The following is a 23,606-nucleotide window of genomic DNA, read 5'->3' on the forward strand; positions in this document are numbered from 1 at the left end:
GTGGTAGACAGGGAGGCCCCTGTTGCCCCGGTTCGAGGAGCCCTCCACACCGTGCCCTCCTGTCTGTCCGTAGCGCTCCCGGTCCTGCTCTGGTCGACGTGCCTCCTGGCGGCTGCTCCCCACCAGGAGGTGAAGGGGGAGGCGGGGGAGGTGCTCCGTGTGGAGGTGGGTCCGGAGGGAACCTCGGCGCGGCCCCTCCGGATGGGCTTGGGGCTGAGCACGACCCTGCTGTTCGACACGGATATCCAGCAGGACCAGGTGCGCCTGGAAGGGCGCGCTCAGTTCGTCCGGGTGAGCACGGGCAATGCGCTCCTCGTGCTCGTTCCTTCTGGGGAACTGCGTGTGGGGGAGACCCTGAAGCTGTCCGTTCCGTACAAGGATGCGACCCTTCCCGCGCGTCTGGTGCTGACCCTTCAGGTCCAGAGCGAGGCGGTGGACCGTCAGGTCGAAGTCTCCAGGCGGTCCCGCTCCGCGGAGTCGTACCGCCAGGAGGCGGAACAGCTGCGTGCGGAACTGGAGCGCTTGCGCCAGGGCGACGCGCGGGGGCCCGCGCTGGCTCCCGAAGGGCTGGAAGGATTCCGAGCCCTCGTGTTGGGAGCGGGCGTGGTTGAACGCTTCTCTGTGGAATCCAATGACTTTGGCCCGCCGTGCCAGAAACCGTGTGCCCTGAGCATCTTGAAGAACGTGAAGTACCAGGGGGGGACACGGCGGGCCTTCTACCTTGAGTTGGGATTGAGCGGCGGCGCTCCATGGACCATCGGGCGCGCGGTGTTGTTCAATGGCAAGGGGCAGGAGTGGGAATCGCTGACGCCCTGGCAAGCCGCCCCCGCGACGCCCGGGTCGAAAGCGCGGGCGACCTTGGAGTTCGAGATGAAGGACAGCGACGGTCGGGGGCCCTTCTCCCTGAGGATCTGGGATGCGGAGGGGACGCGCAGTGCGCTGTTCCCGGGAATTGTTTTCCCGTGAAGGCAGGCCCCGTGGCTCAGTCGAGGAACCTGCGCTCCCATCGGCGCAGGGCCTCGTTCTCACGGTAGGGGCGCGCCGCTTCGCGCGACGTCAGCCACGGCTCCAGGACCCGCGCCAACTCACGGTATGCGGGCAACACGTTTCCCTGGGAGGTATCGCCCGCGTCGGGTGCGTCCCCCAGGATGACCACGGCACGGTCCTCCCCAAGCGGTTGCACGGCGGTGCCAGGGTGCGTGAGCCGGGCCCGCAGGGCTTCCGCGCCGCCCAGTTCTCCCAGGACGGAAGGTCCCAGGAAGTTCATCCAATGGATGCCCTGGAGTCGGTCCCCCACGGAGTACGCGTTGTTGTGTTCATCCGGAATGTCCATCCCTGGGTAGCGGAGGCCCAGGTTGAACATCTGTTGCGTCAGGGGTTCCATTCCCAGCCAGGCATGGAAGGACGGCCCCGCATGGCCCGAGTCGAAGGGCAGCAGGCGCGCGAGTGACAGCGCGAGGTCGCGAAACGGCCCGATGCCTTGCGACTGAAGGTAGCTGGCTGGAAGCCAGAAGGAGACCGCGCAGGCGTGGCGTTCCGGTGGGGTGTGGGCCAGAAACGGAGGTCCTAGAAAGACGCCCCGGTACTGGAACTGGTACGCTTCAAGGCTTCCGATGCTGTCCCTCATCAAGACATGAGGCCCTGGATGTGTCCGCAGTTCCTGTCGGACGTGCTCCAGTGAGGAATCATCCAACGGCTGCCATTCGCCTTCATAGTCTGGATACCACGTGAGTGCGTGTCGGCCGATGGCTCGCAGATAAATTTCGAGTGTCTGTTCCACGGATGCCGCCACATCGTGATGGGAAGCGTGCATGTAGAAACAGATGCTGAGCCCTTCCTTCAGAATCAAGGACCCTGTTTTGGCAATGACCTGCAAGTAGGGAATTTTTCCGCTCATGGATAGGCTCCCAGAATGGGTGAGACTCGAAACGCCGGGGCTTGCAGTGCCAGTTCATAAGCCTGCCCCTGATTGTAGTTTTCGAAAGGATGTCCTTCCGGATATCGATGCCAGCGTGATTCGCCCCCAACAGGGCAGGGGAACTTGAAGTCGAAGACCAGCTCGGCCCGCAGCGGATTTCCGGAGTGGATGACCACATCCGGAACCAATGTTCCCCTGAGTGCTCCCGTGCGTCCGCTCTTGATGAGCTCTTGCTCCGTGACGGCACTGATCAGTTCGAGCGCCTTCGTGTTGAAATCGTACCGATAGCGCTGATCCAGGCTGAACCCACCCGGACGTTCGACGGACAAGCGGGCCTGGACGCAGCGCGCGGCCGCTTCATGCTTCAGCTGACCCAGCTTCATGCCCCGGGTGATTGTCTGCCCCGACGCAGTCTCCCCCAGCTTCTCCTGGCACTGCTCCTGGGTGGGCGTCTTTCCCGCGAGGTATTGGTCGTTCACCTCCCAGTCGGCCTCATTCGCGCACTTCTCCACGATCTGGCGGACCCGTGCCCACGCCGCCTCGTCCATCACCTTGAGTGCGCCCGCGACGGACGCCCCCGCCTGGGCGGAGGCCCGGAGGCTGACGGGCAGGACCGTCTCCTCGCCCACGGCCCGGGTGCAGTACACCGGGTTCTGCCGACAGGCGTTCGAGCCTGAATCCATCGTCTGCTTGAGTTCGCGCCGCGTCCGGCCCGCCCCCGTGGACTGACACCCGGAGAGAAACAGCAGGGAGCCCAGGAGGGGCGCGGTGAACCGGAAGCGCATGCCCCGAAGCGTGCCAGAAATCCCGCCATCCGCGTCCCCATCCCGGCCGCTCCGCCGTGTAGGGTTCCGCTTCAACGATGACCTCCGACCTGACGCCCGAATCCCTGCGCTGCTTCCGCGCCGATGCGCGCGAGCCCGAGGGCTACCGGGCCGCCCTCGGCGACGCGCGCGCCTCCCTGCTCCACACGGATCCCCCCTATTGCCTGCTCACCCGGCGTCGCAAGGGCGGGGACCTGCGCGACCCCCGCGCGCACAAGAAGATCGACCGCAACCCCATCGTCCGCTTCGAGTCCGTGCGCGACTACCGCGTCTTCTCCGACGCCTGGCTGTCGCGCGCCGTCGCGCACCTCACCCCCGACGCGCCGCTCATCATCTGGACCAACCTGCTCGGCAAGGAGCCCATCCTCTGCGCCGCCCGCGAGCTGGGCTACCCCCACCTGCGCGGCGAGTACGTCTGGGGCAAGCGCACCACGGACAAGAACGCCAACGAGCAGCTCTTGCGCGTCTACGAAGTGGCGCTCGTCATCGCCCGCACGCCCGCGCCGCCGCTCGCGCCCGGTGACGCCCCCACGGTGTGGGCCGTGGTCGGCGGCTACGACGACGACGCGGAGGCCACGCAGTGGGGCGGCCACCCGCACCACAAGCCCTTCTCCGTGCTGGAGCCGCTGGTGCGCACCTGGAGCCGCCCGGGGGAGACGGTGCTGGATCCGTTCGCCGGCAGCGGCTCCATGCCCTCCGCCGCCCTGCGCCTGGGCCGCCTTCCTGCCTGCATGGAGGTCGAACCCGAGTGGGCCGACCGCGTCACCCAACGCCTGCGTGACACCGCCCGTCAGCTGCCCAGCGCGCGGTAGTAGCGCGTCTCGCTCCACGCCGGCACGTCGGTGGGGCGGTGGTCCCACCAGTTCATCACCAGCGTCCTGCGCTCGCGCGAAGGCCCCGGCAGCTTCCCGTCCGGCACCTGGTTGTCCGCGTCCAGCACCCCGTGCGTCAGCGTCCCGTCGAACACCACCAGCCGGTTGGGACGCGGCGCCACCAGCGTCAGCGCGTCCAGCCGGTCCGGCGCGAGCGACGGGTTGGCCTCCGACGGCAGCTCCCGCGTCACCGCCAGCGCCCCGCCGCGCACCCGGTTGAGGAACAACACCGACGAGCGCTTCGGGTGCACCAGCTTCCCCGTGCTCAGCGCCAGCCGTTCATCCCGGTCCTGGTGGAAGTCCACGCGCACGTCCGTGGCCCGCATGCGCGACAGCCACCACTCCACGCCCGCGATGTCCCAGCCCTTCGTCACCGACGGGCGCAGCGCGTGGATGACCTCCTCCACCACGTTCTGGGGAGGCCCGAACGCGTACCAGAACGTCGTCTGGTACGTGTGGCGCAGGCGCTCCCCCTTGAGCGCCCCCACGCGCCGTGACAGCCGGCGGAAGAGGGGAGGGGGCAGGGCGGGTTCGGTGAGCTGGACGAGGGATTCCACGGTGGGGCGCGAGCTTTCCCCCGAACGCGAGGTGGGCGCCACCTCCTTTCACCGCTAGGCTCCGCGCCCTATGAAGCCCCACCAGAAGATGCTCCTCGGCATTTCCGTCGGCGCGGTGGCCGGACTCGTGGCCAACGCGGTGTTTGGGGATGCCCCCTGGCTCCGGGGCGTGGTGGAGCACGTCACCAACCCGGTGGGGCAGCTCTTCATCCGGCTGCTGCTGATGCTCGTGGTGCCGCTGCTGTTCTCCGCGCTCGTCGTCGGCGTGGCCGAACTGGACCTCAAGCAGGTGGGCCGCCTGGGCGCTCGCACGCTGGGCTACACGGTCGTCTTCTCCGTCATCTCCGTGCTCATCGGCCTGCTGCTCGTCAACACGCTGCGGCCCGGGGACGGCTTGAGCGACGAGGCCCGCGCCCTGGCCCGCACGGGCACGCAGATAAAGGCCGCGCCACCGCCGGGGGACACCTCCGTGGGCGCGCTCTTCATGTCCATGGTGCCCACCAACCCGCTCAAGGCCGCGGCGGACGGGGACATGATTGGCCTCATCGTCTTCTCGCTCATCTTCGGCCTGGGCCTGGCGCTCACGCCGGGGGAGCCCGCGCGGAGCCTCAAGGACTCCATCCAGGGGCTCTACGACGTGATGATGAGGCTCATCGACGGGGTGCTGAAGCTGGCGCCCCTCGGCGTGGGCGCGCTCCTGTTCTCCATGACGGCGCGGCTGGGCTTCCACATCCTGGGGCAGCTGGCGTCGTACGTGGGCGTGGTGCTGCTGGCGCTGGGCCTCCACATGTTCGTCGTCTATTCGCTGTCCGTGCGCTTCCTGGGGGGCCGCAACCCGGTGGAGTTCTTCCGCTCCAGCCGGCTGGCCATCGTCACGGCCTTCTCCACGTCCTCGTCCAGCGCCACGCTGCCCACCGCCCTCAAGGTGGCCGAGGAGAACCTCCACCTGCCCCGCAGCGTCGCGCGCTTCGTGCTCACCGCCGGCTCCGCGATGAACCAGAACGGCACCGCGCTCTTCGAGGGCGTCACCGTGCTCTTCCTCGCGCAGGTGTACGGCGTGGACCTGGGCCTGGGGCAGCAGGCGGTCATCATGTTCATCTGCGTGCTGGCGGGCATCGGCACCGCGGGCGTGCCGGCGGGCTCCATCCCGGTCATCGCCATGATTCTGGGCATGTTCAACATCCCGGTGGAGGGCCTGGGCCTCATCCTCGGCGTGGACCGCTTCCTGGACATGTGCCGCACCACGCTCAACGTCACCGGGGACCTGGCCGCCGCGGTGTACGTGTCGCGCGGGGAGCCGCCCGACCGCCCCGTCGCCGAGGAAGCAGCGCAGTCGCCCGCGTCCTGACGCCGCCATCCCCAGGCTCCACCTTTGCCTGAAGTCCCACTCCGCCGTCCCCGAAGCCAAGGAGCTTCCCCCGCATGAAGATCGCCAACGGTCGCGTCGTCGCGCTCGAATACCGCCTCCACCTGGGAGACGGAGAGGTCATCGACCAGAGCGCCCCTGGCCAGCCGCTCGCCTATCTGCACGGCCACAAGCAGATCGTCCCCGGGCTGGAGGGCGCGCTGGACGGCCTGGGCGTGGGGGAGAGCAAGCAGGTGGTGGTGGCCCCGGAGCAGGGCTACGGCCAGCACAACCCGGAGGGGATGCGCACCGTCCCTCGCACGATGCTGCCCCAGGGCTTCACGCCCCAGGTGGGCCAGACGCTGATGGCCCAGACGGAGGACGGCAACGTCCCCCTGCGCATCCAGACGGTCAACGACGACTCCGTCGTGGTGGACCTGAACCATCCGCTGGCGGGCAAGACGCTCCACTTCGATGTCACCGTGCGCGAAGTGCGTGACGCGACGCAGGAGGAGCTCACGCACGGCCACGTGCACGGCCCGGGCGGCGCGCACGAATAAAGGCGCCGTCCCGGCGCAGGGACCGTTTCGTTCTCCAGGGGGGCGTGCACTATCTTCGCGCCCCCATGGCTCCTCCCGTCCCGAACCCCAGCCAGCTGCGCGTCCCCGCGCCCGACCCTGACGCCGTCCCGGAGCGGCCCGGAGCCTCCGCGGCGATGGACCCGGAGCTGTACTGGCGGGAGCACGTCTACCAGGGCGGCGCGCGGCAGCTCACCGTGCGCGCCATCATCGCCGGGATGCTCATTGGCGCGGTGATGTGCCTGTCCAACCTCTACGTCATCCTCAAGACGGGCTGGAGCCTGGGCGTCACCATCACCGCCTGCATCCTGGCCTTCGCGGTGTTCGGCACGCTGCGCTCGCTCCGGATGCTGAGGAATGAGTTCACCGACCTGGAGAACAACGCCATGGGCTCCGTCGCGTCCGCGGCGGGCTACATGACGGGCGGCGGCAACATGGCCGCGGTGCCCGCGCTCCTGATGCTGACGGGCACGCTGCCGTCCGCGGGCTGGCTGATGGTGTGGTTCGGCGTCATCTCCGCGCTGGGCGTCTTCGCCGCCATCCCCATCAAGCGCCAGCTCATCAACATTGAAGCGCTCCCGTTCCCCACCGGCACCGCCACCGCGGAGACCATCCGCGCCCTGCACGGCCACGGCGACGTGGCCCGCCGCAAGTCGCGCCTGCTGGGCATCGCGGGGCTCGTGGGCGCGCTGCTGGTGGTGCTGCGCGACGCGCGCTTCACCTGGCTGAAGAACCTGCCGGAGAAGGCCAGCCTGCCGTTCAGCATCCAGGGCCGCGAGGCCGGCAAGTGGTCGCTGTCGTTCGACTTCAGCCTGCTGCTCATCGGCGCGGGCGCGCTGGTGAACTTCCGCACCGGCTGGTCCATGCTCCTGGGCGCCATCCTCAACTACGGCTTCCTCGCGCCCGCGATGGTTGCCCGGGGCGTCATCCCGGAGGTCACCTACAAGGCCATCAACAGCTGGTCGCTGTGGACGGGCTCCGCGGTGCTGGTGTCGTCGGGCCTGCTGGCGTTCGCGTTCCAGTGGAAGAGCGTGGTGCGCTCCTTCTCCGCGCTGGGCGGGCTGGTGGGCATCAAGCCCAAGGAGGGCGCCAAGGAGGATCCGCTCGCGGACATCGAGTGCCCCCCTTCATGGTTCCCCCTGGGCTTCCTGCTCCTGGGCCCGGTGGCCGTCTTCCTGATGGCCTACCTGTTCCAGATTCCGTGGTGGGCCGGGGTGCTCGCGCTGCCGCTGGCGGTGGTGATGGGCGTCATCGCGTCGCGCGTGACGGGAGAGACGGACACCACGCCCACCAAGGCGCTGGGCCCCGTCACCCAGCTCATCTTCGGCGGACTCGCGCCGGGCAACATCCCCGCCAACATCATGAGCGCCAACGCCACCGGCGGCGTGGGGCTGCACTCCGCGGACCTGCTCACGGACCTCAAGTCCGGGTGGCTGCTGGGGGCGGCGCCGCGTCAGCAGTTCGTCGCGCAACTCTTCGGCGTCGTCGCGGGCGCCATCGTCGTCGTGCCCGTCTTCAACCTGCTGGTGCCGTCCGCGGACATGCTGGGCACGGAGCAGTTCCCCGCGCCCGCGTCCATGGTGTGGGCCGGCGTGTCCAAGATGCTCGCGTCCGGCGTGGCCGCGCTGCACCCCACCGCGCGCATGGGCGCCCTGTGCGGGACGCTGCTGGGCGTGACGCTGGTGCTGCTGGAGCGGTGGGCCCCGCCGAAGCTGAAGGCCTTCATCCCGTCCGCGTCCGGCCTGGGGCTGGCCATCGTCATCCCCGGCTCCAGCTCCATCAGCCTCTTCGTGGGCTCGGCGCTGGCCGCGCTCATGCGCCGGGTGAAGCCGAAGCTGGCCGAGGACGCCGTCCTGCCCGTCAGCTCCGGCTTCATCGCGGGAGAGAGCCTGCTGGGCATCGCCATCGCGATGGTGAAGGCCTTCGGCTTCATGCCGAAGTAGCCACCGGGGCCGTCAGTCCACCTTGCCGGTGGACCAGGACAGGCCCGCGACGAAGCGGATGGTGGGCGTGTCGAACCCCGCGCCCACGCCCGGGCCGCCCATCACGTACAGGTCCAGGCCCTGGAGGGCGTGGCGGCGGATGGCGATGAGCAGCTCCGCCCCCACGCGGCCCCCCTGCAGCGGCACGCCGGCGACGACGCTCACCTCGCCGCGCGTCACGTCGCCGCCCCGCGACGTCACCGTGGCGCCCAATCGCAGCTCATTGCCCACGACGTCGCCTTCCACGTAGGACACCGGCCGCAGGTCGTGGCGCTTGCGCAGGAACACCCCCGCCTCGCCGCCCACCTGGAAGCCCTCACCCACGTAGCCCAATTGCAGGCGCGGGTGCCACGCGTAGTCCTCGTGCGCCTGGGCCGCGCGGCTGCCCACCGGCAGGCCCGCCGTCAGGGCCACCGCCACGTTGATGGGCGCGCCCGTCGTCTGACGCAGGAGGGCCGCGCGGGCGCTCAGCCACGGCGTGGCGAGCCCCCCCGAGCGCGGCGGGAGGTACTCCAGCGTGGGCTTTCCTCCCTGCATCAGGATGAAGGGCAGCTCCGCCCCGACGTCCAGCCACGACAGCACGCCGTAGCCGACCGTCAGGTGCGCGGTCATCTTGTTCTCCACGAGGCCCGTGCCATCCCCCGGCTCCCAGCGCGTCTGGAAGTGCATGGGCAACTGCTCGTAGTGGTAGTTCAGCCCCACCCTCAGCAGCCCCGGCGCCAGCGTCCGGCCCGTCCCCACCACGAGCGAACCCAGGCTCCCCGGGTCCAATCGCAGTCGTTGCAGGTCAAACATTGGCAGCGGGCCCTTGGGACCGCTTTCGAGTGCGTGGGCGGACGACGGCAGGCTGAACAGCGCGACGGCGGCGGCGACGGCGGCCGTACGGAGCATGAGACAACTCCTGAGGCTGGGACGCGAGGCAGGTGGCCCTGCGCCGCGGAACACTAGCCGGACGGCCGCCTTCCGGAAATCCTCCGCGGGGGCACCCAGGTTTTGGTTTCCCAGCGCAACGACTGTCGCGGCCCCCCCCCGGCGTGCGCCGCGTCTCAGGTCGCGCCGGCCGCCAGGTCCTGCAATTCCTGCCATCGCGCATAGAGCCGATCCACTTCGGCGCTGGCGGCGGACAGGGACTGCTGGATTTCGGCCGCCTTGGACGTGTTGCTGTAGACGTTCGGGTCGGCCATCTGGGCCTCCAGGCCGGCCTTGCGCTGTTCGGCGGCCTCGATGGTGGCCTCCATGCCATCCAGTTCGCGCTGGTCCTTGTAGGAGAGCTTGACCGTCTTCTTCGGCGCGGCCTTCACGGGCGTCTCCGCGCGGACGGGCTCGTCCTTCTTCGGCTCGTTCTTCTTCGCCTGGGCGGCCTTGAGGGCGGCGGCCTGCGACTGCTCGCGCAGCCGCTTGTACATGTCGTAGTTGCCCTCGTAGCGGGTGACCTTGCCCTGGCCGTCGAAGGAGAGGATGGCGGTGGCCACCTTGTCCAGGAAGTAGCGGTCGTGCGTCACCAGCAGCGTGCTGCCGGCGAAGTCCAGCAGCAGCCGCTCCAGGATGTTGAGGGTGACGATGTCCAGGTCGTTGGTGGGCTCGTCCAGCACCAGCACGTTGGCGCCCTCCAGGAACAGGCGCGCCAGGAGCAGCCGGTTGCGCTCGCCGCCGGACAGCGCGCCCACCTTCATGCGCTGCATGGGCACCGGGAAGAGCAGGTCCTCCAGGTAGTCGCGCAGGGCCACCCGCTGGTCGGCCAACTGCACATGGTCCTCGCCGTTGGAGGCCGCGTCGTACACCGTCTGGTCCGGATCCAACTGGGCGCGCTGCTGATCGTAGTAGGCGACCTTGGTGTTCTTCCCGATGACGAGCTTCCCGCTGTCCGCGGGGATCTCCCCCAGCATCACGCGCAGGAAGGTCGTCTTGCCCACGCCGTTGGGGCCCAGGAAGCCCACGCGCTCGCCGCGCTGGAGGCGGAAGTCCACCCCGTCCAGCACCTTGCGCTCGCCGAAGGACTTCACCAGCCCCTCCGCCTCGATGACGGTGTGGCCCAGCCGGGGCGCCGCCACCACGCGCAGGTCCGCCACCTTGGGTCGCTGGAAGCCCTTCTCCGCCAGCAGCTTCTGCGCCCGCTCGATGCGCGCCTTGCTCTTGGTGCGCCGCGCCTCCGGGCCCTTGCGCAGCCACGCCACCTCCTGGGCGATCCACCGGCCGCGCTTGTGCTCCGCCGTCTCCGCGTTCTCCTGGGCGACCAGCTTCTGCTCCACGTAGGCCGCGTAGTTGCCGGGGTAGGAGACCAGCCCGCCGCCGGGCTGGATCTCGACGATGCGGTCCACCAGGTCGTCCAGGAAGTAGCGGTCGTGCGTCACCAGCAGCAGCGCGCCGGGCAGCTTGTCCAGCTCATCCTCCAGCCAGTCCACGGTGTCCGCGTCCAGGTGGTTGGTGGGCTCGTCCAGCAGCAGCAGGTCCGGGCGGGTGAGCAGCGCGCGGGCAATGGCCACGCGCTTGCGCAGGCCCCCGGACAGCTGTGACACCGGCCGGTCCCAGTCCTTCACGCCCAGCCGGTCCAGCAGCGTCTTGGCGTGGTGTTCGGTGTCCCAGCCGCCCGCCTGTTCAATGCGGTCGCTCAGGACGGACATCTGCTCCAGCATCTTCTGGGTGGCGTTGGCGGGGTCCGCCTCCAGCTTGCGCGACAGCTCCGCGTGCGCGTCCAGGGCCGCCTTGAGCGGGGCCTGGGACACGGCCAGCTCGCTCTGCACCGTGGCGCCTTCCGGGAACTCCGGCTCCTGGGGCAGGTAGGTGACGCGGGCGCCCCGGCGCAGTTGCAGCTCGCCCAGGTCCGGCTTGGACGCGCCGGCCAATATCTTCATCAGGGAGGACTTGCCGGAGCCGTTGACGCCGACGAGGCCCACGCGCTCCCCCTCCTCGATGGTGAAGGTGAGGCCCTCGAAGACGGTGCGGCTGCCGAAGGCGAGCTGGACGTTGGCGGCGCGGAGCAGCGTCACGGGAAGAACCTCTGGAAAGGGGAGGGGGAAAGCGAAAGGGCGCCCCCCACTTGAGTGGGGGAGCGCCCTTCCTACTGCCAGAGCGGCGTCTGGGAAGCCCGGACTACTTGCGGGCAGCCTGCTCCGCGGCCTGCTTCTCCTTGTACGTCGCCATCAGGGCCTCGGCCTCGTTCTTCGGCACCTGCGAGTACCGGGCGAACTCCATCGTGAACTCGCCCTTGCCCTGGGTCGCGGAGCGCAGGTCGGTGGAGTAGCCGAACATCGTGTTGAGCGGCACCTCGGCCACGGCCGTGAGGTAGCCCTCGGCCGTCTCCGTGTTGAGGATGGTGCCACGGCGCTGGTTCAGCTGACCGACGACGGAGCCCTGGAACTCCTCCGGCGCGCTGACCTCCACCTTCATGACGGGCTCCAGGATGATGGGCTTCGCGGCGGAGTAGCCCTCGCGGAAGCCCATGATGGCGGCCGTCTTGAACGCGTTTTCGGACGAGTCGACCGCGTGGAAGGCGCCGTCGTTGATGACCACGCGCAGGCCCACCACGGGGAAGCCGATGAGGCTGCCCTTCTTCACGGCCTCGGCGAAGCCCTTGTCGCACGCGGGGATGAACTCGCGCGGGATGGAGCCACCGACGATGTCGTCCACGAACTCGTACTGCTGCACGGCGTCCGAGGGCAGGGGCTCCACGTAGCCGCACACGCGCGCGAACTGACCGGAACCACCAGTCTGCTTCTTGTGCGTGTAGGCGAACTCGCCCTTCTGGCTGATGGTCTCGCGGTACGCCACCTGCGGCTTGCCGGCCTTCACTTCGCAGTCGTACTCGCGCTTCATGCGCTCGATGTAGATTTCCAGGTGGAGCTCACCCATGCCGCGGATGATGGTCTGCCCGGACTCCTCGTCGCGCGACACGCGGAAGGTGGGGTCTTCCTTGTTGAAGCGGTTGAGCGCCTTGGAGAAATTGGTCGACTTGGCGCGGTCCTTCGGCTCCACGGCCAGCGAGATGACGGCGTCCGGAACGAACATGGACGTCATCGTGTAGTTCACGGTGCCGTCGGTGAACGTGTCGCCCGACGCGCACTCGATGCCGAACAGCGCGACGATGTCGCCCGCGGTGGCCTCGTTCACGTCGTTCATCTGGCTGGAGTGCATGCGCACGATGCGCGGCACCTTGACCTTCTTCTGGTTCACCTGGTTGATGATGAAGTCGCCCTTGGTGACGCGGCCCTGGTAGACGCGCATGTACGTGAGCTGTCCGTACCGGCCGTCCTCCAGCTTGAACGCGAGGCCGACAAAGGGCTTCTCCGGATCCGACTCCAGGATGACCTTGGCCTCGTTGTTCTTCTGGTCGAGCGCCTCGTTGGTCGCTTCCTTGGGGCTCGGCAGGTAGCTGCACACCGCGTCGAGCAGGAGCTGCACGCCCTTGTTCTTGTACGCGGAGCCGCACATCACCGGCGTCATCTTCAGCGCGATGGTGGCGCGGCGCACGGCCTCACGCAGCTGCTTCTCCGTGATGGAGTCCGGGTCCATGAGGAACGCCTCGCCCAGCGTGTCGTCCACGTTGGCGACGCCTTCGATCATCTCCGCGCGGCGCAGCTCGGCCTCGTCCTTCATGTCCGCGGGGATGGCCTCCTCACGGATCTTCTCGCCGTTCTCGCCGTCGAAGTAGTACGCCTTCATCGACAGCAGGTCGATGAGGCCCTGGAAGCGGTCCTCCGCGCCGATGGGGTACTGGAGGCGCACCGCGTGGTGGCCCAGCTTCTCCTTCAGCTGCAGGGCGACGCGATCATAGTTCGCGCCCGCGCGGTCCATCTTGTTGATGAACGCGATGCGCGGAACCTTGTAGCGCTTCATCTGGCGGTCCACCGTGATGGACTGAGACTGCACGCCCGACACCGAGCAGAGCACCAGGATGGCACCGTCGAGGACGCGGAGCGCGCGCTCCACCTCGATGGTGAAGTCCACGTGTCCCGGCGTGTCGATGAGGTTGATGTTGTAGTCGCCCCAGATCGCGTACGTGGCGGCGGACTGGATGGTGATGCCCTTCTCACGCTCCAGGTCCATCGAGTCCATGATCGCGCCCACGCCGTCCTTGCCGCGGACCTCGTGGATCTCGTGGATCTTGCCCGTATAGAACAGGATGCGCTCGGAGAGCGTCGTCTTGCCCGAGTCGATGTGGGCAGAGATACCGATGTTACGAATCTTCTCGATGGTTGCGCTGGTGGCCACGATCCGGTCCTTCTTCTCTTGAAAAAATTGCCTGAGGGAACAGAGCAGGCGGGGCCCTTACTTCCCACAGGTCTCAGTTACCAGACAAATCCGCACGATGCGGGGCGTACATCCGCCTACGTTCCGCCATCTGCTTACGGCTGAGGCTTCATAACAATGAACGCGAGCGAAAACTTCTCCCTGGCCCGCGCCTGGCTGCGCGCCTTCAACGCCCACGACGTGACGGCCCTGGTGGCGCTGTACGCGGAGGATGCAACGCACACGTCGCCCAAGATTCGCGTCCTGCATCCGGAGACGGGGGGGCGCCTGGTGGGCCGGCCGGCCCTGGAGCGGTGGTGGAAGGACGCCATCGCCCGGCTGCCGGGCTTGCGGTACGAGGAGACGGCCCTCACCGCCGACGGCGACCGGGTGTTCATGGAGTACCTGCGGCACGCCCCCAATGAAGCGCCCCTGCCGGTGGCGGAGGTGCTGGAGGTCCGGGGCGGGCGCATCGTCGCGTCGCGCGTCTACCACGGATAAGGTGCCCCCCATGGCGAACCCCCTGAACTTCGACCGGGACTTCGGTTACCTGCTGCCCTTCATGGACAAGGTGGCGTCGGCGGCGTCGGACCTGCCGGACGCGTCCGCCCGCGAGGAGCTGGTGCAGCTCATGGTGGAGGAGAAGGTGCGCTGGGAGCGGATCCGCTCGCTCCTCCAGGGCGCCTCGGGCCGGGGCGCTCCCTCCATCCCGCCTCGGGAGGCGTCCCGGAAGCCCCCGGCCGCGCCCGCGATGGCGCGCGTGTCGTCGGATGACGTGAACCGCGTGGCCCGGCGCGAGGCGGGCTTCACGGTGGGCAGCCTCAAGGACTCGCGCTGAGGATGGCGCCGGGGGATCAGGTGCTGCTGACGCGCACCTGATCCAACGCGTCGTAGGTGGCGGCCTTGTAGGCCTCCGACAGCGTCGGGTAGTTGAAGCAGGTCTCCACGAAGAGCTGCGCGGTGGAGCCGGTGAGCAGCGCGGTGAGCCCCACGTGCACCAGCTCCGTGGCCTGCTCGCCCAGGATGTGCACGCCCAGCAGCTTCAGGTCGTCGCGGTGGAAGAGCAGCTTCAAGAGGCCCTGCCGCTCCCCGATGATCTGCCCGCGCGGGTTGGTGTCGAAGGTGGCGCGGCCGACGACGTAGGGGATGCCGCGCGTGCGCAGGGACTCCTCGGTGTCGCCCGCCATGGAGACTTCCGGGATGGTGTAGATGCCATAGGGCAGGATGGGCGTCAGGGTGCGCTTGCCCGGCCCGAAGGCGTGCTCCATCGCGATGCGGGCCTGCTCCATGGACGTGGAGGCCAGCGCCGGGAAGCCGATGACGTCCCCCACCGCGTAGATGTGGGGCACGGCCGTCTGGTACGCGAGCCCGACTTCAATCTGCCCGCGCTTGCCCTGCTTCACGCCCAGCGCCTCGATGCCCAGGCCCGCGGTGTTGGAGGTGCGGCCGGAGGCCACCAGCACCTGGTCGGCCTCCAGCACCTCGCCCGTGGACAGCCTCAGGCGGATGGGCTCCTCGTGGGACTCGGGGACGTGCGCGGACTCCACCACCTGGCCCAGGCGCAGCCGCACGCCCAGCGTCTCCATGCAGTCGCGCAGCAGCTGACCGACTTCGCCGTCCAGGAAGGCCAGCAGCTCGTGCTTCACCTCCACCAGCGTCACCGGGATGCCGAGCGCGGCGAACATGCACGCGTACTCACAGCCGATGACGCCGCCGCCCACCACCACCAGCGTGCGGGGCAGGGTGGTGATGTCCAGGATCTCATCCGAGTCGTGCACGCGCGGATCGCCGAAGGGATACATGGGCGGGCGGTAGGGCGACGAGCCGGTGGCGATGAGGAGGGTGGAGGCGGCGAGCGTCGCCACCACGGCGCCATCGTGGGTGACCTGCACGGTGTGCGCGTCCAGCAGGGAGCCCCGGCCCTGGAAGACCGTGACGCCGTGGCGCTGCAGGTTCTTGTGGATGCGCTCGCGCTCCATCTGCTTCACGCGGCGCTCGCGGAAGAGGAAGTCGGAGACGGTGGCTTCGTGGCGCAGGGTGGCGTCCACGCTGTAGAGGCCGCGCGCCTTGAAGCCGGACAGGTGCAGGGCCGTCTCGCGCAGCGTCTTGGAGGGAAGGGTGCCGGTGTTGGCCGCGGTGCCGCCGAGCACCGGCTCGCGCTCCACCACCGCCACCCGCTTGCCCGAAAGCGAGGCCTGGATTGCCCCCCACTCTCCGGCCGGTCCAGAGCCGATGACCACCAGGTCGAAGTCCGCCATGGGGCGCACCCTATCCCTTCCGGCGGGCCGCGCTAACCGCGAAGTCACCCGTGGGGGCCCTGTTTCGAGGCACCGCTGGAGCCCAGCCCCGGGGACCCGTCAGGCGTCCTCGGCCTCCGGGATGGCGGTGGCGGGCGCGCGGCCGGTGTAGTGCAGCTTGTCGCGGACCTCCTGTTCGGTGAGGAGCCGGAAGCCGCCCTCGGGCAGGTCGCCCAGGACGATGTCGCCCACGGCCTCCCGGTGGAGCGCGCGGGCGGGCAGGCCCACGGCGCCCAGCATCCGCTTCACCTGATGGTGGCGCCCCTCCGTGAGCGTCACCTCCACCGTCTTCTCGTCGCGCACGCGCACCACGGCGGGGCGGGCGGGACCGTCATCCAGCACCATCCCCTGGCGCAGCGGCGCCACGCGCTCCTCGTCCGCGATGCTGAACACCGTGGCCACGTAGCGCTTGGGCAGGTTCGTCTCCGGGGACGTGACGTGGGCGACGAGCTTGTCGTCGTTGGTGAAGAGCAGCAGGCCCGTGGTGTCCACGTCCAGCCGCCCCACCGCGTGCCAGGTGTAGCTGGCGAGCTCCGTGGGCAGTTGGGGCAGCAGCACTTCGAACACGGTGCCGGTGCGGTGCTGGCGCGCGGTGGAGGACAGCACGCCCGCGGGCTTGTGGAAGGCCAGGACGTGGGTGGGCGCCACCTTGCGCACCGGCAGGCCGTCCACCTTGATGACGGCGTCGGGCGGCACGGGCGTCAGGTGCGTCTTCACGACGTGGCCGTTGATGCTCACCCGGCCCGCCTTGATGGCGGCCTCCGCGTCCTTCTGGGGCATGGCGCCCGCGCGGGCCAGTGCCCGGGACAGCCAGTCCGGCTTCTCCTTGCCCTCCCAGCGGTTGGGGCGGGGAGGGGACTTCGGTGGCCGTTCGGGCTTGCGAGGCATGGGCGCGGCACTGTAGCCGCGCGGGGCGGCGGTGCGTTGGGGTTACTTCCGGGGAGGGCTGTCCGGATCCTCGCCCTCGGCGGAGCCGGGCGTCTTGCCGGGCTCGCCCTGGGGCATGCGGCGGCCCTCGTCCTCCTGGCCTCCGGACTCGGCCGTCTTCGGCGTGCGACCGGGCGGCTCCTGTGAAGGGTCCTGCCGGGGCGCGCCCGCGCCGGGCTCGCTGCCTCCCACCACCATGGATTCGTAGGGCATGTGGTCCACGCGAAGTCCTCCCATTGCGTCGTTGGTGAAGCCTCCAGTGCTTCCTTCGGGGCTTCCAGGGAGGGTAGGGACGCCTGGACATGATGGCCCGCCGCGAGGGCTGGCCTTCCCGCCTGCTCAGCCCCCGGCCTTGGGGGGAGGGAAGTGCTTGCGCACGGTGTGCAGCGCGGCCAGCCACAGCCGCGCTTCGTTGCGCGTGAGCCGGGAGCGGCGCAGGGGCGCGAACAGGTCCCTCACCGCCGTGCGCCCGGGCTGCTCGTCCACCAGGAAGCCGCCCGTGGTCAGCAGCGCCTCCAGCGTGGACTCCACCCGCGCCAGCTCCGCGTCCGTGGCGGCCAGCGGGAGGGGCCCGGGCGGCGGCGCGCTCTGGGCGAGCGCGGCCATCCGCACCTCGTAGGCGTAGAGCAGCACCGCCTGCGCCAGGTTGATGGACGGCTGCTCCGGCGCGGTGGGCACCGCGGACAGGTCATGGCAGCGCTCCACCTCCGCGTTGGTGAGCCCGCTGCGCTCGTCCCCGAAGACGAGCGCCACCGGGCCCTGCGCCGCACGCGCCACCAGCTCCTCACCGACGGCCCGGGGCGACAGGCGGCGCTTGCCCTCCACCTTGCGCGAGCTGGTCCCCACCACCCAGACGCAGTCGGACACGGCGGCCTCCAGCGTGTCCGGCCGCTTCACCCCACCCAGCATGTCCTCCGCGTGCACGGCCAGCCGGTGCGCGGGCCCCAGGTCCTCCACCTCTGGCGTCACCCAGGCCCAGTCGGACAGGCCGCAGTTCTTCAGGGCTCGGGCGGCGGCGCCCAGGTTCTCCGCGTTGCGCGGGCGCATGAGGACGAATCGGACGGGCAGCACCATGGGCCGGCAACCCTAGCGCTCCAGCCGACTCCCGGGGTCCCCCAGTTGACCGCCACGCCCCTCCACCGCCAGTCTGCGCGCCGAAACCCCGCGTCCCGCGCGCGTCCGGAGGCCACCCGAGTGCGGCTGCCCGGACACCCTGTGGGCCCGCGGACGCGCATGGGGGAGCGCCGGCACGTGGTCGCCGGGCCGCACTTTCCGTGCGCCTCCGAGGAGCCCCACGCACGGCACGCGGAATGAAATCGGTCCCGCCGCCATCCCCGGAGGAAACATGTCCCCGCAGTCCGCTGTCCCGCCCAGGCCCCCGCGCGCACCCCGTGCCCGCTGGCTGCTGCCGGCGTTCCTGGTGGGCGCGCTGCTCGCCGGCTGCAAGCAGGAGCCCGCGTCACCGCCGCCCGCCACCCCCATCACCCCCGCCACCTCCGGGGCGACGGAGGCCACGAAGCCGGGCACCTCTTCCGTCGCGGCCCTGATGCGGACGGAGACGCTGACGCCCGTCATCCACGAGCTGGGCGGCGAGAACAGCCTCCCCGAAGGCATCGTCGTCGAGTTCTCCCGCCCCGTGCGCCCGTCCAATGAATCCGTCCTGGGCAGCGTGCTGACGATTTCGCCCCCGGTGGCCGGCAGCCTGTCGTGGACCGGGCCGTCGTCGCTGCGCTTCACCCCGGCGGCCCCCGGCTTCACGGCCGGCGCGACGTACATCGTGTCGGTGGACGCCGTGGGCACCGACGTGGGCGTCGTCAAGCCGCCGTCGGAGCGGGCGTGGCGCTACAACTTCACCACGTACGCCTTCAAGTTCGTCCAGGCGGTGCCCACGCGGATGGATTTGATCAAGGGCCTGGTGGAGCTGAACGTCACCTTCTCCGGGCCGGTGGACCTGGCCGCCGTGCGCTCCCGTTCGAGCTTCCGCGTCGGGGACGCCGCCATCACGGACGTGAAGTGGGCCACCCGCGCGGACACGCGCAACTCGCTGGCCGTGACGCTCACCCACCCGAAGCTGCGGCCCGCGTCCATCGTGCAGTTCGCGCTGCGTGACGGGCTGGCGCAGGCCGGAGCGCCCGACACCCGCGCTCCGGCGGCCAACGCCAGCTTCCCGCTGGTCGGCGGCAAGCGCGCGGACATCACCTACGTCAGCCTGGAGGAGGGCGCCAACGGCTACTTCTTCGAGGTGAGCTGCCGCGACGTGGCGGCGGACGCGTCCCCCAGCCCTGTCGATGAGCGGTGGGATTCCTACTACTACGACGACGACAACCGGGGCTGCTCGCTGAGCGACGCCGTGGCTGCGGAGGCCCTGCGCTTCAAGCCCAAGGTCAAGTTCACCGTCGCGCCGTCGCGCCGTGGCTTCCGCATCTTCGGTGACTTCAAGCGCGGCCCGCACACGCTCTCCATCGCGGAGGGCACGCCCACCGTGGGTGGTGGCACCTTCCTGGGCACCTTCTCGCGCGGCTACTCCGTGCCCGCCCGAGCGCCCCAGGTGCGCTTCTCCACCAGCGGTCGCTACCTGCCGCGCAGCGCGTGGAAGAACCTGCCCCTGCAGCACCTCAACCTGGAGGAGGTGACGCTCACGGTGCGCAACGTGCCGCCGGAGAACCTCGTCTTCTGGATGAGCAACGACTCCAACGAGAAGGCGGACGAGCGGACCAGCAACGTGCTGCTGCGCAAGGACGTGCCCCTCAAGTCGACGCCGGACGCGCTGCTCACCACCTACGTGGACGTGGCGTCGCTGGTGCCCGCCGCCACGCGCGGCCTCGTGGAGATCACCGCCGAGCGCGGCGACCACCGCGCCGCCTCCCGCATCCTGCTCACCGACCTGAGCCTCGTCGCCAAGAAGGGCGGGCCCGCGCCGGGCTCCAAGGACTCCGGCGAGGTCTGGGTCTGGGCGCTCGGCCTGGAGAGCACCGAACCCCTGTCCGGCGTGGAGGTGTCGCTGGTGAAGAAGAGCGGGCAGACGGTGGCCCGCTGCACCACGCAGGGAGATGCCGGCTGCCAGCTCAAGGTGCCCGCGCCGGACGCGGATGACAGCGAACCGTTCGCGCTCGTGGCCCGGAAGGGCGAAGAGCTGACGTACCTCAAGTACGACGAGCTCAAGACGGAGATCGCCAACTCGGACGTGCAGGGCGAGCCGTACCGCGCCGCGCAGCCGTACCGCGCCTCCCTCTGGTCCGACCGCGGCGTGTACCGTCCTGGTGACACCGCGCATGTGGCCGCGGTGCTGCGCGGCCAGGACAACCTGGCGCCGCCCGCGGGCATGCCGGTGGAGGTGCGCGTCATCGACCCGCGCGAGCGTGAAATCCGCAAGGAGACGCTGAAGACGAACGCGGCGGGCCTCGTGTCGCTGGACCAGACGTTCGCGGCCTTCCAGGACACGGGCCGCTATTCGGTGCACCTGAGGATCGCCGACCGCGAGGTGGCCTCCTACGGCCTGAGCGTGGAGGAGTTCGTCCCGGAGCGCATGAAGGTGACCGCGGCCGCGCAGGCCCCCGGCTACAAGCAGGGCGGGGAGATCCCCGTGGCCGTGGAGGCCGCGTACCTCTTCGGCGGCTCGGCGGAGGGCAGCCCGGTGGAGATGACGTGCCGCCTGGAGTCGGTGCCCTTCAAGCCCAAGCAGAACGGGCAGTACACCTACGGCCTCTGGCGCCAGGACGGCAACGAGCCCCGGCCCGTCACGCTGGGCCAGGTGAAGGGCACGCTGGATGCGAAGGGACAGGCGCTGCTCAAGTGCCCGGCGCAGGCGGCGTCGGGCCCCATCAAGGGCGCGACGCGGCTGTCCGCCGTGGCCAGCGTCTTCGAGTCCGGCAGCGGCCGCGCCACCATCGGCGAGGCGAACGTGCCGGTGCACCCGGAGGCCTACTACCTGGGCCTCCAGGCCAACGCGCAGAAGGTGAAGGCGGGCACGCCCTTCACGGTGTCGGGCCTGGTGGTGGACTGGAGCGGTCAGCCCGTCGCCGACGGCAAGGGGCCGAAGACGGTGGAGCTGGAGTACCAGTCGCTGGAGGAGAACTACGGCTACTACTACGACGAGGAATCCGGCTCCGAGCAATACCAGCGCTACCTGCGCCCCCAGCGCGACGGCCAGTTGACGGTGAAGGTGGAGGGCGGCCGCTTCTCCGCCACGGTGACGCCGAGCAAGGGCGGCGCGGGCTACCTCGTGCGCGCTCGCGCGGGCGCCACCCAGACGGACCTGACGCTGGAGGGTGAGGGCCGCTACTACTGGTGGGGCGAGGGCTCGCGCGTGGACCAGACGCCGCGTCCGCTCAAGCCCACCGCGCTGGAGCTGTCGCTGCCCGCGAAGGGCAAGGTGGGCGAGGCCCTCACGGTGAAGGTCAAGGCGCCCTACCGGGGCCGCGTCCTGTTCACGGTGGAGACCGACCGCGTGCTCTTCACCGCGTGGAAGCAGGCGGAGCCCGGGGAGGTGTCCTGGAGCTTCACGCCGACGGAGTACGCACCCAACGTCTACGTGAGCGCGTTCCTCGTGAAGGATCCGCACCTGGAGTCCGCCAAGGCCTTCATGCCCGACCGCGCCTTCGGCGTGGGCAGCATCGCGCTGGAGCCGGTGGACTTCACCCAGGCCGTCACGCTGACGGTGCCCAAGGAGGTCCGCTCCAACGACACCCTCACCGTGGACCTGGCGGTGGAGGGCGTGGAGGGCCCCACCTTCGCCACCGTGGCGGTGGTGGACGAGGGCATCCTGTCCCTCACGCGCTTCCAGAGCCCGGATCCGCTCAAGGAGATCTTCACCCGGCGCGCGCTGGGCATCCAGACCTTCGAAACGGTGGGCTGGGCGCTGCTCGTTCCGCCCGGGGGCAACACCAGCTCCACCGGCGGTGACGAGGCCGGCGGGGCGGCGGGCCGCGTGCAGCCCGTCAAGCCGGTGGCGCTGTGGAGCGGCGTGGTGGAGGTGCCGGCCTCCGGCAAGCTGCGCGTGCCCTTCAAGCTGCCGCAGTACCGGGGCGCGGTGCGGGTGATGGTGGTGACGGCGGGCAACAAGCGCGTCGGCCGGGCCAGCGCGCAGGTGGTGGTGCGCGACCCGCTGGTGCTCCAGGCGACGCTGCCGCGCTTCCTCACCCAGAACGACGACATCCAGATTCCCGTCTTCGTCACCAATCTGTCCGGCAAGGCGCAGGACGTGAAGGTGACGCTGGCGGCGGAAGCCCTGGCGGTGCCGGGCATGGCGATGCCGGAGAACGCGGGCTCGCCGCTGAAGCTGTCCGGCATGAGCGAGGGCCGGGCCCGGCTGGAGGATGGCAAGTCGCGCACCTTCGTGTTCCAGGGCCGCGCGGTGCAGTCCGTGGGCGCGGCGCGGCTGCTGGTGACGGTGGAGGGTGGGGGCTACACGTCGCGCGAACAGCTGGACGTGCCGCTGTCCCCGGCGGGTCCTCGGGAGCGGAGGATCCAACAGGTGGAGCTGGCGCAGGGCACGACGGACCTGGGGCCGCTGCTCCAGGGCTGGGTGCCCACCACGGAGCGCACCACGGTGTGGGTGACGAACAATCCCTACGCGAAGTCGCTCCAGCACCTCTCGTACCTGGTGCGCTACCCGCACGGCTGCATCGAGCAGACGACGTCCTCCACCCGGCCGCTGCTGTTCGTCAGCCAGCTGGTGGACCGCGTGGACCCCACGCTCGTCTCCACGGCGAAGGTGGGGGACATGGTGCAGTCGGGCATCAACCGGGTGCTGTCGATGCAGACGGCCTCCGGCGGCTTCTCCTACTGGCCGGGCGCGGTGGAGCCCGTCGCCTGGGGCACGGCGTACGCGACGCACATGCTCCTGGACGCGCGCAAGCTGAAGTACCCGGTGCCGGAGGATCGGCTGGAGAGCGCGCTCACGTGGCTGGGCAACGAGCTGACCCAGAAGGAGGGCAAGCTCGGCCAGGACGACCACTACGGCCAGCGCGCGGAGTCGTACATGCACTACGTGCTCGCGTCCGCGGGCAAGGGGCGCAAGGCGCGGGTGCAGGCGCTGGTGAACACGCTGGAGGCGGGCGCGAAGAAGACGCCGCTCACGGGCGAGCAGTTGGAGGACCTGTACCTGCTCAAGGCCGCGCTGTGGCTGTCCGGCGACCGTCGCTACGAGAAGGACCTGCGCGGCCCGGACCTGTCGCCCGTCACCGACGAGCGCAAGAACAACTGGTCGTTCTACTCCGACAGGCGTCGGCGCGGCATGATGCTGAGCACCTTCCAGGACCTCTTCGGCGACGCGCCGGAGGGTGAGCCGCTGGCGCGCATGGTGGCGACGGCGCTCCAGTCGCGCACGTCGGCGTACTACTCCACGCAGGAGCTGGTGTGGGGCATCACCGGCCTGGGCAAGCGGCTGCAGGGCACGGCGGCCAGCTTCACGCCTCCCACGCTGACGGCCGGGGGCAAGGCCCTGGCGCCCAGCCCGGAGAAGGACGCGCGCGTGTCGGACCGCACGTGGTCGCTGGCGCGCGCCAGCGAGCGGGCCGGCCTGTCGCTGGACATGAAGGACAAGGGGACGGGCTCCGTGTACCTCATCGTCAACAGCGAGGGCGTGCGCACCACGCCGGAGGTCAAGGTGGGCGGCCAGGGGCTGACGCTCAAGCGCACCTGGCACTCGCTGGACGGCACGGAGCTGGACCTGAAGTCGACGCCGGTGAAGCTTGCGGACCTCATCTACGTGCAGCTGGAGGTGACGAACACCACCGGCGAGCGCATCCAGAACATCGCGCTGGTGGACCGGCTGCCGGCGGGCTGGGAGATTGAAAACGCCCGCCTGGGCCGCGGTGGCAGCGTGGACTGGGTGTCCGCGGACGAGCAGTGGGCCGCGGACTACGTGAACGTGCGGGATGACCGGATGGAGGTCTTCGGCGCGCTCCAGGCGCGTGAGACGAAGAAGGTCGTCTACGCGGTGCGCGCGGTGACGGCGGGCTCGTTCACCTTGCCGTCCGCGGAGGCCGAGGCGATGTACGACTCCGAGACCTGGGCCCGCGAGTCGGCGGGCACGGTGCATGTGGCGGGTCCCTGGAAGGAAGAGCTGCTCTAGGCCCC

The 23,606-nt window shown here is 69.9% G+C and carries 18 protein-coding genes; 8 read left to right on the top strand and 10 right to left on the bottom strand.

Annotation, left to right across the window (positions count from 1 at the left end; all coding sequences use genetic code 11):
• The first annotated feature begins 51 nt into the window (after positions 1 to 51).
• Entirely contained in the window at positions 52 to 966 is a 915-nt protein-coding gene (locus OV207_RS21755; protein ID WP_267557038.1) for a DUF2381 family protein, read from the top strand.
• A gap of 16 nt (positions 967 to 982) precedes the next feature.
• Here the strand turns inward: OV207_RS21755 and OV207_RS21760 are convergent, their stop codons facing one another.
• Both OV207_RS21760 and OV207_RS21765 read right to left on the bottom strand, forming a co-directional pair.
• The gene (locus OV207_RS21760; protein ID WP_267557039.1) at positions 983 to 1,897 is read right to left on the bottom strand and encodes a type VI immunity family protein; all 915 of its coding nucleotides are present in this window, start codon (positions 1,895 to 1,897) and stop codon (positions 983 to 985) included.
• Positions 1,894 to 2,703 carry a hypothetical protein gene (locus OV207_RS21765; protein ID WP_267557040.1) on the bottom strand — a complete coding sequence of 270 codons (810 nt, stop codon included), beginning with the start codon at positions 2,701 to 2,703 and terminating at the stop codon, positions 1,894 to 1,896. The genes OV207_RS21760 and OV207_RS21765 overlap by 4 nt, the downstream gene beginning before the upstream one ends.
• Before the next feature lie 77 nt (positions 2,704 to 2,780).
• On the opposite strand from OV207_RS21765, the gene OV207_RS21770 reads away from it, so the two are divergent.
• The gene (locus OV207_RS21770; RefSeq protein ID WP_267557041.1) at positions 2,781 to 3,554 is read left to right on the top strand and encodes a DNA-methyltransferase; all 774 of its coding nucleotides are present in this window, start codon (positions 2,781 to 2,783) and stop codon (positions 3,552 to 3,554) included.
• On the opposite strand, the gene OV207_RS21775 is transcribed toward OV207_RS21770, so the two are convergent.
• Positions 3,533 to 4,171, bottom strand: a complete 639-nt coding sequence (locus OV207_RS21775) for a hypothetical protein (RefSeq protein WP_267557042.1) — start codon at positions 4,169 to 4,171, stop codon at positions 3,533 to 3,535. The two genes, OV207_RS21770 and OV207_RS21775, sit on opposite strands and share 22 nt — an antisense overlap.
• A gap of 70 nt (positions 4,172 to 4,241) precedes the next feature.
• On the opposite strand from OV207_RS21775, the gene OV207_RS21780 reads away from it, so the two are divergent.
• From OV207_RS21780 to OV207_RS21790, 3 genes are all read left to right on the top strand, one after another.
• Positions 4,242 to 5,519: a dicarboxylate/amino acid:cation symporter gene (locus OV207_RS21780; protein WP_267557043.1), complete on the top strand. Its 1,278-nt coding sequence runs from the start codon at positions 4,242 to 4,244 to the stop codon at positions 5,517 to 5,519.
• A gap of 74 nt (positions 5,520 to 5,593) precedes the next feature.
• Positions 5,594 to 6,076, top strand: coding sequence for an FKBP-type peptidyl-prolyl cis-trans isomerase (locus OV207_RS21785; protein WP_193428350.1), 483 nt, complete (start codon positions 5,594 to 5,596; stop codon positions 6,074 to 6,076).
• 65 nt (positions 6,077 to 6,141) lie between these two features.
• A complete protein-coding gene (locus OV207_RS21790; protein WP_267557044.1) occupies positions 6,142 to 8,037 on the top strand; it encodes an OPT family oligopeptide transporter in 1,896 nt (631 codons plus the stop codon).
• 12 nt (positions 8,038 to 8,049) lie between these two features.
• On the opposite strand, the gene OV207_RS21795 is transcribed toward OV207_RS21790, so the two are convergent.
• From OV207_RS21795 to fusA, 3 genes are all read right to left on the bottom strand, one after another.
• On the bottom strand, positions 8,050 to 8,967 hold the full coding sequence (locus OV207_RS21795; protein ID WP_267557045.1) for a flagellar motor protein MotB: 918 nt from the start codon (positions 8,965 to 8,967) through the stop codon (positions 8,050 to 8,052).
• A 155-nt stretch (positions 8,968 to 9,122) separates the two neighbouring features.
• Entirely contained in the window at positions 9,123 to 11,063 is a 1,941-nt protein-coding gene (locus OV207_RS21800; protein WP_267557046.1) for an ABC-F family ATP-binding cassette domain-containing protein, read from the bottom strand.
• Between the two features lie 103 nt (positions 11,064 to 11,166).
• The gene (fusA, locus tag OV207_RS21805; protein WP_267557047.1) at positions 11,167 to 13,284 is read right to left on the bottom strand and encodes an elongation factor G; all 2,118 of its coding nucleotides are present in this window, start codon (positions 13,282 to 13,284) and stop codon (positions 11,167 to 11,169) included.
• A 156-nt stretch (positions 13,285 to 13,440) separates the two neighbouring features.
• Between fusA and OV207_RS21810 the strand changes: the two genes are divergently transcribed.
• Positions 13,441 to 13,803 carry a nuclear transport factor 2 family protein gene (locus OV207_RS21810; protein WP_193428345.1) on the top strand — a complete coding sequence of 121 codons (363 nt, stop codon included), beginning with the start codon at positions 13,441 to 13,443 and terminating at the stop codon, positions 13,801 to 13,803.
• Between the two features lie 10 nt (positions 13,804 to 13,813).
• The gene (locus OV207_RS21815; RefSeq protein ID WP_193428344.1) at positions 13,814 to 14,140 is read left to right on the top strand and encodes a hypothetical protein; all 327 of its coding nucleotides are present in this window, start codon (positions 13,814 to 13,816) and stop codon (positions 14,138 to 14,140) included.
• Positions 14,141 to 14,156: 16 nt separating this feature from the next.
• Here the strand turns inward: OV207_RS21815 and sthA are convergent, their stop codons facing one another.
• The 4 genes from sthA to OV207_RS21835 form a co-directional block, all read right to left on the bottom strand.
• The gene (sthA, locus tag OV207_RS21820; RefSeq protein WP_267557049.1) at positions 14,157 to 15,560 is read right to left on the bottom strand and encodes a Si-specific NAD(P)(+) transhydrogenase; all 1,404 of its coding nucleotides are present in this window, start codon (positions 15,558 to 15,560) and stop codon (positions 14,157 to 14,159) included.
• 99 nt (positions 15,561 to 15,659) lie between these two features.
• Positions 15,660 to 16,487: a pseudouridine synthase gene (locus OV207_RS21825; RefSeq protein WP_267557050.1), complete on the bottom strand. Its 828-nt coding sequence runs from the start codon at positions 16,485 to 16,487 to the stop codon at positions 15,660 to 15,662.
• A gap of 42 nt (positions 16,488 to 16,529) precedes the next feature.
• Positions 16,530 to 16,739 (bottom strand): hypothetical protein, encoded by a 210-nt coding sequence (locus tag OV207_RS21830; RefSeq protein ID WP_267557629.1) that lies wholly within the window; start codon positions 16,737 to 16,739, stop codon positions 16,530 to 16,532.
• Between the two features lie 126 nt (positions 16,740 to 16,865).
• The gene (locus OV207_RS21835) at positions 16,866 to 17,600 is read right to left on the bottom strand and encodes an RNA methyltransferase (RefSeq protein WP_267557051.1); all 735 of its coding nucleotides are present in this window, start codon (positions 17,598 to 17,600) and stop codon (positions 16,866 to 16,868) included.
• A gap of 271 nt (positions 17,601 to 17,871) precedes the next feature.
• On the opposite strand from OV207_RS21835, the gene OV207_RS21840 reads away from it, so the two are divergent.
• Positions 17,872 to 23,601 (top strand): Ig-like domain-containing alpha-2-macroglobulin family protein, encoded by a 5,730-nt coding sequence (locus OV207_RS21840; protein ID WP_267557052.1) that lies wholly within the window; start codon positions 17,872 to 17,874, stop codon positions 23,599 to 23,601.
• Positions 23,602 to 23,606 lie beyond the last annotated feature (5 nt).

Source organism: Corallococcus sp. BB11-1, from assembly GCF_026626625.1.
In the GTDB taxonomy this organism is placed as follows: Bacteria; Myxococcota; Myxococcia; order Myxococcales; family Myxococcaceae; genus Corallococcus; species Corallococcus soli.